The sequence below is a fragment of the Sphingopyxis sp. genome, assembly GCF_050725615.1.
In the GTDB taxonomy this organism is placed as follows: Bacteria; Pseudomonadota; Alphaproteobacteria; order Sphingomonadales; family Sphingomonadaceae; genus Sphingopyxis.
The window spans coordinates 1-11,523 of record NZ_JBOHHU010000117.1 but is presented as its reverse complement, the minus strand read 5'-3'; the positions used below and the strand labels follow the sequence as shown (position 1 = coordinate 11,523).

At 67.2% G+C, this 11,523-nt stretch carries 9 protein-coding genes and 1 pseudogene; 8 read left to right on the top strand and 2 right to left on the bottom strand.

Annotation, left to right across the window (positions count from 1 at the left end):
* The first annotated feature begins 34 nt into the window (after positions 1-34).
* The 6 genes and pseudogenes from ACREB7_RS19220 to ACREB7_RS19195 all read left to right on the top strand — a co-directional run bounded on the left by ACREB7_RS19220 (position 35) and on the right by ACREB7_RS19195 (position 3,646).
* Complete coding sequence (locus ACREB7_RS19220; RefSeq protein WP_431593875.1) at positions 35-715, top strand: hydrolase; 681 nt, start codon at positions 35-37, stop codon at positions 713-715.
* A gap of 124 nt (positions 716-839) precedes the next feature.
* Positions 840-1,526 carry an alpha/beta fold hydrolase gene (locus ACREB7_RS19215; RefSeq protein ID WP_431593874.1) on the top strand — a complete coding sequence of 229 codons (687 nt, stop codon included), beginning with the start codon at positions 840-842 and terminating at the stop codon, positions 1,524-1,526.
* Positions 1,527-1,540: 14 nt separating this feature from the next.
* Positions 1,541-1,822: a GNAT family N-acetyltransferase gene (locus ACREB7_RS19210; protein WP_431593873.1), complete on the top strand. Its 282-nt coding sequence runs from the start codon at positions 1,541-1,543 to the stop codon at positions 1,820-1,822.
* Between the two features lie 23 nt (positions 1,823-1,845).
* A pseudogene (locus tag ACREB7_RS19205) lies at positions 1,846-2,730 on the top strand (pirin family protein); the annotation flags it as partial.
* Between the two features lie 6 nt (positions 2,731-2,736).
* Positions 2,737-3,150, top strand: a complete 414-nt coding sequence (locus ACREB7_RS19200) for an OsmC family protein (RefSeq protein ID WP_431593877.1) — start codon at positions 2,737-2,739, stop codon at positions 3,148-3,150.
* 58 nt (positions 3,151-3,208) lie between these two features.
* Positions 3,209-3,646, top strand: coding sequence for an OsmC family protein (locus ACREB7_RS19195; RefSeq protein ID WP_431593872.1), 438 nt, complete (start codon positions 3,209-3,211; stop codon positions 3,644-3,646).
* Positions 3,647-3,704: 58 nt separating this feature from the next.
* Here the strand turns inward: ACREB7_RS19195 and ACREB7_RS19190 are convergent, their stop codons facing one another.
* Together ACREB7_RS19190 and ACREB7_RS19185 are read right to left on the bottom strand one after the other, a co-directional pair.
* Positions 3,705-5,042, bottom strand: coding sequence for a sigma-54-dependent transcriptional regulator (locus tag ACREB7_RS19190; RefSeq protein ID WP_431593871.1), 1,338 nt, complete (start codon positions 5,040-5,042; stop codon positions 3,705-3,707).
* Positions 5,039-6,793, bottom strand: a complete 1,755-nt coding sequence (locus tag ACREB7_RS19185; protein WP_431593870.1) for a sensor histidine kinase — start codon at positions 6,791-6,793, stop codon at positions 5,039-5,041. The genes ACREB7_RS19190 and ACREB7_RS19185 overlap by 4 nt, the downstream gene beginning before the upstream one ends.
* A gap of 207 nt (positions 6,794-7,000) precedes the next feature.
* Here ACREB7_RS19185 and ACREB7_RS19180 point away from each other — a divergent pair, with 207 nt between their 5' ends.
* Positions 7,001-8,332, top strand: a complete 1,332-nt coding sequence (locus tag ACREB7_RS19180) for a dicarboxylate/amino acid:cation symporter (protein ID WP_431593876.1) — start codon at positions 7,001-7,003, stop codon at positions 8,330-8,332.
* 42 nt (positions 8,333-8,374) lie between these two features.
* Positions 8,375-11,443: a TonB-dependent receptor plug domain-containing protein gene (locus ACREB7_RS19175; RefSeq protein WP_431593869.1), complete on the top strand. Its 3,069-nt coding sequence runs from the start codon at positions 8,375-8,377 to the stop codon at positions 11,441-11,443.
* Positions 11,444-11,523: the final 80 nt, after the last annotated feature.

Sequence of the window (11,523 nt, the reverse complement as noted above, 5' to 3'; positions counted from 1 at the left end):
CCCCAACACACACCACTGTGAAAGGAAGCATGACATGACGGCCCCCGCAAACTTCGACGGCCAGCGCCCGGTGATCGACCCCGACGATTCGGCGATGCTGCTGATCGACCATCAGAGCGGCCTGTTCCAGACCGTCGCCGACATGCCGATGCCGGTGCTGCGCAACCACGCCGCCGCGCTCGCGAGAATGGCGACGCTCACCAATATGCCGGTGATCACCACCGCGTCGGTGCCGCAGGGCCCCAACGGTCCGCTGATCCCCGAGATCCACGAAAATGCGCCGCATGCCCAATATGTCGCGCGCCGGGGCGAGATCAATGCGTGGGACAATCCCGACTTCGTCGCGGCGGTCCGCGCCACCGGCCGCAAGACGCTGATCATCGCGGGCACGATCACCAGCGTCTGCATGGCCTTCCCGTCGATCAGCGCGGTCCAGGAAGGCTATAAGGTGTTCGCGGTCGTCGATGCGTCGGGCACCTATTCGAAGATGGCGCAGGAGATCACCCTTGCGCGCGTCGTCCAGGCCGGCGTCGTGCCGATGGACACCGCCGCCGTCGCCTCCGAACTGCAGCGCACCTGGCACCGCGACGACGCCGCCGAATGGGCGCAGGTCTATACGAAGATCTTCCCGCCCTATCAGCTGCTCATCGAAAGCCACGCCAAGGCGCAGCAGGTCGCGATCGAGCATGAGATGCTCGACTCGCAGCGCGGTTGAAGCGAGCGGCGGCCCGCGACGATCCGGCGGCGCGGGCCGCTCGCTGCAAGGGCGATTAGGCTTGCCCTATGATGCTGTTTCCTCATAGGATTTGATCCGTTTCAGTGAGGGCAGGAGACAGATGATGACCGATGGACCGACGATCATTCTCGTTCATGGTTTCTGGGGCGGCGCGGCGCATTGGGCCAGCGTCATTCCGTTGCTTCACAAGGCCGGCCATAGCAAGCTGAACGCGGTCGAAATGCCGCTGACCTCGCTGGCCGACGATGTGGAGCGCACGCGCAAGATGATCGCTCAGGCCGGCGGCCCCGTGCTGCTGGTCGGGCACAGCTATGGCGGCGCGGTGATCACCGAGGCCGGGACCCACCCCGATGTCGTCGGCCTGGTCTATATCGCCGCTTTCGCACCCGACGCGGGCGAGAGCCCGGGCGGCATCACCCAGGCGAATCCGCCGGCGGGCGCCGCCGCCATCGCGCCCGACAGCGACGGGTATCTGTGGATTGCGCAGGATCAATATCATGCGAACTTCTGCCAGGACCTGTCCGACGATGCGGCGCTGGTGATGGCCGTCACCCAAAAGGCCCCGCTCGGCGCGACCTTTGGCGACACGATCTCGCAGCCGGCATGGAAGAGCAAGCCGTGCTGGTATCAGATTTCCGAGCAGGATCGCATGATCGCGCCGGCCAATCAGGAGATGATGTCGGGCCGCATGAACCCCAGGAAGATCATCCGCTTGCCGGCGAGTCATGCGTCGCTGGCGTCGCAGCCCGACGCGGTCGCCGCGCTGATCATCGAAGCCGCGCAAGGCTGAAGCGGGCGATCGCGATGGCGACCGAGGTGATCGACAATCCGGCGCAGCATCGTTTCGAGCTGGGCCTCGACGACGACGCGGTCGCCGCGGCCTATTACCGGATCGAGGATGGGCGGGTCGTGTTGATCCATACCGAGGTGCCCTATGAATATTCGGGGCAGGGCGTCGGCTCGCGCCTCGCGCGCGGGGTGTTCGACGCGATCCGGGCGAGCGGGCGCAAGGCGGTGCTGAAATGCAGTTTCATGGCCCGCTTCTATGCCGCGCACCCCGAATATTCCGACATCGTCGACGGCTGAATGAACGTCGCAGGAGGCAGACCATGATCGACATGATAATCGAACAGCGCCGCCGCAGCCTGGGCGGCGGCCTCGAGGTGGGACGCGTGCTGCCTTTCGCCAAACGGCGGATGGTGGGGCCCTTCATCTTCTTCGACCATATGGGCCCGCTCGACGTCGCGCCCGGCGCGGGTGGCGACCTCGACGTGCGCCCACATCCCCATGTCGGCCTGTCGACCGTCACCTATCTCTTCTCCGGCGAGATCATGCATCGCGACAGCGTCGGATCGGAGCAGGCGATCCGGCCGCAGGAGGTCAACTGGATGACGGCGGGCAGCGGCATCACCCACAGCGAGCGTTTCGAAAAGGCGCGCGCGGTGGGCGATCATCTTCACGGCATCCAGGCCTGGGTCGCGCTGCCGGCCGCCGATGAGGAAGAGGCCCCCAGCTTTTCGCACCATGCGGGCGGCGATCTGCCGCACTGGACCGAGGACGGTGTGCGCGGCCATCTGATCGCGGGCAGCGCCTATGGGCTGACCGCTGCGGCGCGCACCCATTCGCCGCTCTTTTACGCGCACCTCGACATGGATGCGGGCGCGGTCGCGGAGATTCCCGGCGATCATGCCGAACGCGCCGTCTATATCGCGAGCGGCGCGATCGAGCTCGACGGCGCCGTCCATGAGGCGGGCAAGATGCTGATCCTCGGCGCCGGGGCTTCGCGCTTTCGCGCGATCGCGGCATCGACCGTCATGCTGCTCGGCGGCGCACCGGTCGGGGAACGCTTTCTCTATTGGAACTTCGTCTCGTCGTCGCAGGACCGGCTCGCCCAGGCGGCGGCCGACTGGAAGGCGGGGCGCATGAAGCTGCCCGACGCCGACCATGACGAGTTCATCCCGCTGCCCGACGAACCGTTGCCCCCGGGCGCGGAGCCGGCCATGACGACATTTCGGCTGAGCCGCGTCCGGGCGGCGATCGGCGCGGTGCCCTATGCCGTCGCGATCGAGGCGGGACCGCATCGGCTCACCGCCGACGAACCCGTCAAGCTGGGCGGCGGCGGCGCCGGCCCCGCCCCGTTCGACCTGCTGCTGTCGGGGCTCGGGGCCTGCACGGCCGCGACGCTCAAAATCTATGCCGAGCGCAAGGGCTGGCCGCTCGATGCGCTCGATGTCGACCTTGTCCTGCTCCGCGGTGACGAGGGCGATCATATCGAACGGACGCTGCATGTCCGCGGGGCGCTCGACGCGACGCAACGGGCCAAGCTCGCCGACGTCGCCGAGCGCACGCCGGTGACGCTGGCGATCAAGTCGGGGCTCGCGATCGATACGCGCCTCGCGGAGGAGGGGCGTTGACCGGGCGCGCGAACTTCCGGCATGGGGCCCTCTGGCCTTTCATCGGGGAGACAGGGAATTGAGCGAGCCAGTCACCGCCTTCATATCCGAAAGGGACGGCAGCGATTTCGCCGTCCGGATCGTGACCGGGCGTCACAGCCTGACGGGCGACGAACCGGCGGCCTCGGGCGGGGCGGATATCGGCCCCAACCCTTATCAGCTGCTCGTCGCGGCGCTGGGCGAATGCACCGCGATGACGGTCCGTTGGTTCGCGCGTCAGAAAAACTGGCCGCTCGATCATGTGTCGGTCACCGTCACCCATCGCAAGGGCGAGGTCGAAGGCCGACCCGGCAGTACCGATATCTTCGACAAGATCGTCCTGATCGAGGGCGAGCAGCTCAGCGAGGAACAGCGGGCCCGCCTGCTCGATGTGGCGGCCAAATGCCCCGTCCATCGCACGCTCGAAAGCCAGCCCGTGATTGCGACGGTCGCCGGCACCGTCCAGCCGCCGGAGTGATCATGGCCGTGCCGCGCTGGTAGACCCCTGAGCGGCGCTTCCGAAGCGCGCGCGCCCGTCAGGTCCGATAGCTTTTGGGCGTGATGCCGTGGCGCGCGATCTTGTCGTACAGCGTCTTGCGCGGGATGCCGAGATACGCCAGCGCCGCCGCGATATCGCCGTTGGCGCCTGCCAGCGCATCGCGGATCGCCTGCGCCTCGAACTGCGCGACGCGTTGCGGCAGCGCGGGCGGCGGCGGCCCGGCCTCGCGGTCCGACGTCCCGACCCCCAGCACCTCGCTGTACACGAAATTGCGCAGCTCGCGCACATTGCCGGGCCAGTCATGTTCGATCAGGTGGCGGCGCGCGACATCGCTCAGCGTGAAATCCTGCGTGCCGATCTTGCTCGCGGCTTCCTCGAGGAAGGCGGCGAAGAGCGCGGGAATATCGGAACGCCGTTCGCGCAGCGGCGGCATCCGCAGCCGGATGACGTTGAGGCGGTAAAAGAGATCCTCGCGAAATGTGCCCGCCCCGACCGCCTGTTGCAGGTCGCGCGTCGTCGAGGCGATGATGCGCAGATCAACACCGCGCGGCTCGGTCGCGCCGATCGGCACGATCTTGCGCTCCTCGATCACGCGGAGCAGCCGCGACTGAACCGCGAGCGGCATATTGTCGATGCCGTCGAGAAACAGCGTGCCGCGATGGCTCTGTTCGATCCGTCCTTCGCGGGCAAGCGGACCATAGCCGGCGGCGGCGGCCTCATGTCCGAACAGTTCGACTTCGGCGAGCTGGTCGGGCAGCGCGCCGCAATCGACCGCCACGAACGGCCGGCCGGCCCGCACGCCGCGGCGATGGAGGAGCAGTGCGGCAAGCTCCTTGCCCGTCCCCGTCTCGCCCTCGACCAGCACGTCGATATCGGCGCGCGCGACCTGGTCGATCGTCGCGCGCAGCTGCGCCATGATCGCGCTGTCGCCGATCAACGGGCTGTCCCCGCCGGCTTCGGCGGCGGCGCGGAGCATCCGGTTGTCGAGGACGAGTCGCCGCGTTTCGAGCGCCTTGCGCACCGCCGCGACCAGATGGTCGGTCGCATAGGGCTTGGCGAGAAAGTCGAAGGCGCCGGCCTTGAGCGCGCCGATCGCCATCGGCACGTCGGCGTGGCCGGTGATCAGGATGACCGGAATCTCGGGGTCGATCGCGCGGATGCGCGCAAAAAACTCGAGCCCGTCGAGGCGCGGCATGCGGATATCGGTGACGACGGCGCCGCTGAACTGCGCGTCGATTTCGGCGAGCGCGGCCTCGGCTCCGGCAAAGGCACGCACCGCGATATCGGCCAGTTCGAGCGACTGGACATTGGCGGCGCGCAGGGCGTCGTCGTCGTCGACGAACAGGATATGCTGGTCGGTCACGAAATCGGTCATGCGCGGGGCACCGTCAGCTGGAACGCGGCGCCGCCGATCGGCGACGTCGTCGCGACGAGCGCGCCGCCGAATTCGCGGGCGATGTCGCGCGCGATGCCGAGCCCCAGTCCCAGCCCTTCGGGCTTGCCGGTCACAAAAGGCGTGAACAGATTGTCGGTGAGGTCGGGGGCGATGCCGGGTCCGTTGTCGGCGACCGATATGGCGATCAGGTCGCCCGCCAGGGTTTCGATCCGGACGTGCGGATCGGGTCGGCCGTCGAGCGCGTCGAGCGCGTTCTGGAGCAGGTTGACGAGAATCTGTTCGAGCCGGACGCGGTCGGCGACGCAGCAGAGGCCGTGTTCGGCGCCGATCCGCTCGATCGTCACGTCCTTTTCGCGAATGCGGTCGCCGACGAGCAGCAGCGCGCCGTCGATGACCGGGCCGATCTCGACCGGCCCGGTCCTCGGGGTGCTGCGCCGGGCGAAGGTCCGCAGTTCGGAAATGATCGCGCCGATGCGCTCGGTCAGCGACACGATGATGCCCAGATTTTCGCGCGCCTTTGCCGGGTCGTCGCGATCGAGGAAGGTCTCGGCATTTTCGGCGAAGCCGCGGATTGCGGCGACCGGCTGGTTGATCTCGTGCGCGACGCCGGCGGTGATCTGGCCGATCGATCCGAGGCGGCTCGCCTGCGCCAGTTCCTCGCGCGCCGACCGGAAGCGCCGGTTGGCGTCGACGAGGTCGGCGGTGCGCGCGGCGACCTCGATTTCGAGCATGTGGCGCGCCTCTTCCTGCAGGCGCCGCTTCTCACGCGCGCGAAACACCCAGATCAGCAGGGCAGCGAGGAGGATGAAGGCGATGAGGATGGCGGTGCGGGCGGTGGCGTTCGCGCTGGCTTCGGCGGGCGCGAGCGGCTGAAAGGCGTGCAGCCGCGCGCCGGGCATCGGCACCGCCACCGCCGCCTCGCGATACCGGATATCGCCGCCGGTCCAGGTCGCGCCGTCGCGCGTCGGGGGCAGGGCCGTTAGCGGCAGATTGCCGAACTGCAAGGCCGCGCGGATCGCGGCGCGCGTCTTTTCGTCGAGCGGCGCCAGCGTCCGGAACCGCCAGTCGGGTCGGCTGGTGATGATCACCACGCCATGATCGTCGGTGACGAAGGTGGTCAGCGGCTGCCGCGTCCATTCGGCCTCCAGCCGGTCGAACTCGACCTTGACGACGATCACGCCCAGGGTGCGGCCATCCTCCTCGACCCGGCGCGCGATATAGAGGCCGGGGCGGCCGCTGACGGTGCCGAGCGCGAACAGCTCGGCGCCGCCCTTGGCCATCGCATCGCGAAAATAGGGGCGAAAGGCATAATTCTGGCCGACAAAGCTCTGCGGTCGGCGCCAGTTGCTGGCGGCGATCGTCACCCCGTCGCGCCCGATCAGGTAAATGACGGCGGCATCGGTGCGCTCGGCGAGCAGCTCGAGCTTGCTGTTCATCCGCCGCACCGCCGCCGCGTCGCCTCCGGCAAGGACCCTGTGCGCTTCGGGATATTCGGTCAGGACGAGCGGGAGCAGCCGGAACTTCTGGAGCTCGCCCGCCAGCCGGCTCGCGGCGCTGCGCGCCTGCTGCCCGGCGGCGATATCCGACTCGGCGCGGGCATGATCGCGCGCCCAGCCGAACGCCGCCACAGCGATCAGCGCGAGCAGGAGCAAGGCGAGCAGCGTCGCCCAGACCAGCCGCCGGCCCAGGCCGGCAAAACGCGAATCATCGGATGAGCTTGCCTCGGCCATTTGTGCGGATTATCGCACTATTTGGATCAAAGTAAGCGGAAATTCGCACATAAATTTCCGATACGCCGACAATGACGAGAAATAAATCACATTTTATCAGATATTTGAGTCTATTTCCGAAAGTCTTGGACCGGCAATGGCGCCGGCCATAATTTTGCAGAAGCAGCGGCGAAAGGCCGCGCTCGGGAGGATGCACGCGTGGCTGTCATTACAATCGACCAGTCCGGACCGGCGGTCGCGGGGCGCAAGCCGCTCTACCGCCAGCTCTATGTTCAGGTCCTCGCCGCCATTTTTCTCGGCGCGCTCATCGGGCATTTCTGGCCCACCACCGGCGAGGCGCTGAAGCCGCTCGGCGACGCCTTCATCAAGCTGGTGAAGATGATCATCGCGCCGGTGATCTTCCTGACCCTCGTCACCGGCATCGCGGGCATGACCGAACTCAAATCGGTCGGCCGCGTCGCGGGCAAGGCTTTCGCCTATTTCCTGTTCTTCTCGACGCTGGCGCTGATCGTCGGGCTGATCGTCGCCAACACGATCCAGCCGGGGGCGGGAATGAACGTCGATCCCGCCACGCTCGATACCGGCGCGGTCAAGACCTATGTCGACAAGGCGCAGCACAGCAGCATCGTCGATTTCCTGATGGCGATCATTCCGACGACATTGGTGTCGGCGCTCGCCGGCGATTCGCTGTTGCAGGTGCTGCTGGTGTCGATCCTGTTCGGCATCGCGCTGTCGATGGTCGGCGCGCCCGCCGCGCCGGTGCGCGACATGCTCGAAAAGATCGGGCTGGTCGTGTTCAAACTGGTCGGCATTCTGATGCGCGCGGCGCCGGTCGGGGCATTCGGTGCGATGGCGTTCACGATCGGCAAATATGGCATCGAATCGCTCGCCAATCTCGCGGGGCTGGTGGCGACCTTCTATCTGACCTCGCTGATCTTCGTCGTCGGCGTGCTAGGACTTGTCGCGCGACTGTCGGGCTTTTCGATCTTCAAGCTCATCCGCTATCTCAAGGCCGAATTGCTGCTCGTCCTCGGCACCTCCTCGTCCGAAAGCGCGCTGCCCAGCCTGATGGAGAAGATGGAGCGGGCGGGCTGCGCCAAGCCCGTCGTCGGGCTCGTCGTGCCGACCGGCTATTCGTTCAATCTCGACGGCACCAACATCTATATGACGCTCGCCGCGCTGTTCATCGCGCAGGCGTGCAACGTCGACCTGTCGCTCGGCGACCAGGTTGCGCTGCTGCTCGTCGCGATGATCAGCTCGAAGGGCGCGGCGGGGGTCACCGGCGCCGGGTTCATCACGCTCGCCGCGACGCTGTCGATCGTGCCGTCAGTGCCGGTCGCGGGCATGGCGCTGATCCTCGGCATCGACCGTTTCATGTCGGAATGCCGCAGCCTCACCAATTTCATCGGCAATGCCGTCGCGACGATCGTCGTCGCGCGCTGGGACAAGGCGCTCGACCGCGACCAGTTGCGCCGCGCGCTCGACGGCGCCCCCGCCGCCGAAATCGCCGCGCCGCCGATCGAACAGGACATGGATTGAGACCCGAAGTCTCGCGAAAAAATGAAAAAGGGGAGAGTGACAATGAAGGGTTCGCATTCGGCCATATTGCTCGCGAGCACGGCGATCTGCCTGTTCGCCGGCGCGCCCGCCCGGGCCCAGGACGGCCAGCCCGCTACGACCGACACCGAAAGCGCGCAGGACGGCGACGCGGCGGCGCAGCCCGAGATCGTCGTCGTCGGCACACGCATCGAAGGCGCGCGCGTCACCGAGGCGCTGCCGGTGGTCGTCGTCAACCAGGACCGGCTCGACGCCATCGGTGCGGTCAGCGGCGACGAACTCATCCGCAACATCCCGCAAATGGGCGACGTCAGCTTCAACCCCGGCAACAATGCGCAAACCAGCAACGCGGCGCGCGGCGACGTCGGGTCGGTCAACCTGCGCTCGCTCGGCGTCGGCAACACGCTGGTACTCCTCAACGGCCGGCGCATCGTCACCCACCCGGCGAGCCAGGGGCTGTCGGACACCGGTACGGTGCCCGTGCTCAGCTATAATTCGAACGCGATCCCGACCACGGGGCTCCAGCGGCTCGAAGTGCTGCTCGACGGCGCGGCGGCGCTTTATGGGTCGGACGCGGTCGCGGGCTTCGTCAACACCGTGCTCAAGGACAATTATGACGGCCTCCGGCTGCAGGCCCAATATGGCGGCGCCGAGGGCACGCATCTCACCGAATTTCAGGGCAATATCCTGGCCGGCAAGAATTTCGAGCGCGGCAATATCACCGTGTCGCTCGAATATACCGACCGCGCGGCGCTGCGCGCCGAGGATCAGGATTTCACTGCGTCGGCCAACCTGCGGCCGCTGTTTGCCGAATTTCCCGATTTCGCCGGATCGACGACCCCCGACGGGCGCGCGACGCGCGGCGCGTGGCCGGCGCTGATGGTGCCGGTCACCGGCGGCCGCCCGCGACGCGGCACGACCAACCTCACCACCGCCGCTGGCGCCTTCACCGTCCGCCCGACGCGGCTCGGCGGTTGCACGCAGGCGCTGACCGCCGACCTCTGCCTGGTGAACACGGCGCTCGCGACGAACAATGCGTTCCGCGACCTGCGCTACGACACCGCCGTCGGCACCACGGTGATGCCGGCTGTGAAGCGTTACAACGCCTTCGCCAATGGCCATTACGACCTGACCGACACGCTGACCCTGTTCGGCGAGTTCGGCTATTACCGGTCGGACACGCTCCGCATCCAGCCGCCGGTGATCAACCTCAACCAGATATGGATTCCGGCGAGCAACTATTACAATCCCTTCGGTGCGGTCGGCAGCCCGAACCGCCTGCCGGGGCTGACCAATGTCCCGGCCGAGGGACTGCCGGTGCTGCTCACCACCTATCGCTTTGTCGATACCGGGCCGCAGACGGTGAAGGTCAAGGGCGAGCAGCTTCGCGGCCTGATCGGCGTGCGCGGCGAGACGGCGGGTTTCAAATGGGACAGCGCCTTCGTCTATTCGGAGGCCTCGGCGGTCGACAGCAGCCTCGCGGTGCGCAGCTCGGCGCTGCAGAAGAGCCTCGCGCTCGCGACTCCCGACGCCTATAATCCGTTCAACGGCGGCTGCATCGACACGTTGAGCTTCGGCGATTGCACCCCCAGCGCGCAGGCGGCGCTCGATGCGATCACCTTCCAGTTCCGGCGCCGGTCGAAAACGACGCTGACCATGGGCGACTTCCGCGCCTCGCGCGCCGATCTGTTCGCGCTGCCCGGCGGCGATGTCGGCATGGCCTTCGGCGCCGAGGTGCGGCGCGAGACGCAGCGCGACGACCGCGATTCCTCCGTCGACGGATCGAGCCCCTTCGTCGATGCGGTCACCGGCGCGGTGACGATCAGCGACGCTGCGGCGGTCAGCGACAACCCCGACGCCTATGGCAAGCGCACCGTCGCCGCCGCCTATGCCGAGCTTGCGGTGCCTTTGGTGTCGGAGGATATGAACATCCCGCTCGTCCGCCGCTTCGACGTCCAGCTCGCCGGGCGCTACGAACATTATAGCGATTTCGGCAGCGTCGCGCGGCCGAAGATCGCGGCGGCCTGGGACGTCTTCGATGGTTTGCGCTTCCGCGGCTCCTTTTCGCAGGGTTTCCGCGCGCCGAACCTCGAACAGGTCAATGCCGTCGAATATGCCCGGCTCGCGACCAGCCAGGATTTCCTGCGCTGCGAAGTCGACCTGCGCGCCGGGCGGATCACCAATTTCACCGCCTGCGGCAACAATGTCGGCTATTCGCGCCGCGTGTCGGGCAACCCCGACCTCAAGCCCGAAAAGTCGACCAACTATAATCTGGGCGCGGTGTTCGAGCCCGCCTTTTTGTCGGGCGATCTCGGGCGGGTGACCTTCACCGTCGATTATTGGTCGATCCGGCAAAAGGGCATCGTCGGCATCCTCGGCAACGATACGGCGGTCGCGCTCGACTATCTGCTGCGACTGCAGGGGTCGTCGAACCCCAATGTCATCCGCGACGCGGCGAACGCCGACGATATCGCGGCCTTTGCGGGCACGGGCATCACCCCGGTCGGTCGCATCACCACGGTGCGCGACCAGTTCGTCAACCTGTTGCCGCAGACGGTGCGCGGGCTCGACTTCGCTTTCTATTGGCAATCGCCCAAGACCGGGATCGGTAAGTTCGACCTCGCGGTCAACGCGACCCGGCTGCTCAAATTCGCGCGCGCGCCGGGCGATGCGGTCGACATGCTGGTCGCGGCGCGCGCCGATGGCGACATCAACGCCGCGACGCCGCTGCCCGAAACGCAGAATCTGATCGAGGCCAACGGCCGGCCGAAATGGCGCGGCACCGCCTCGCTGACCTGGTCGCTCGGGCAGTTTCAGATCGGCGCCTTCGGACGCTATACCGGCGCGGTCGACGAGACCGGGTTCGTCGATACGGCGGGCAATCCGTGGCGGGTGAAGTCGCAGTTCACCGCCAACCTTTATGCCCAGGTCCGCATCCGCGACGCGGCCGGCCTCGGCGGCGACATGCGCTGGCGGGTCGGGGTGCGCAACATCGCCGACAAGAAACCGCCGCTGTCGTCGGAAGGCTATCTGGGGTCGCTCTACAGCCCCTATGGGCGCTACTGGTACACCTCGGTCACCACGGAGTTCTGAGTATGCGATACGGGCACGGCATCTGGTCGATCATCGGCGCTGCCGCGCTCGCCGTCGCGCCGGCGGCAGCGGCAAAGGAG

Coding starts and splice junctions, on each gene's coding strand:
- ACREB7_RS19210 (WP_431593873.1), top strand. CDS start 1,541: ATGGCGACCGAGGTGATCGACAATCCGGCGCAGCATCGTTTCGAGCTG.
- ACREB7_RS19220 (WP_431593875.1), top strand. CDS start 35: ATGACGGCCCCCGCAAACTTCGACGGCCAGCGCCCGGTGATCGACCCC.
- ACREB7_RS19200 (WP_431593877.1), top strand. CDS start 2,737: ATGACGACATTTCGGCTGAGCCGCGTCCGGGCGGCGATCGGCGCGGTG.
- ACREB7_RS19190 (WP_431593871.1), bottom strand. CDS start 5,042: ATGACCGATTTCGTGACCGACCAGCATATCCTGTTCGTCGACGACGAC.
- ACREB7_RS19185 (WP_431593870.1), bottom strand. CDS start 6,793: ATGGCCGAGGCAAGCTCATCCGATGATTCGCGTTTTGCCGGCCTGGGC.
- ACREB7_RS19175 (WP_431593869.1), top strand. CDS start 8,375: ATGAAGGGTTCGCATTCGGCCATATTGCTCGCGAGCACGGCGATCTGC.
- ACREB7_RS19215 (WP_431593874.1), top strand. CDS start 840: ATGACCGATGGACCGACGATCATTCTCGTTCATGGTTTCTGGGGCGGC.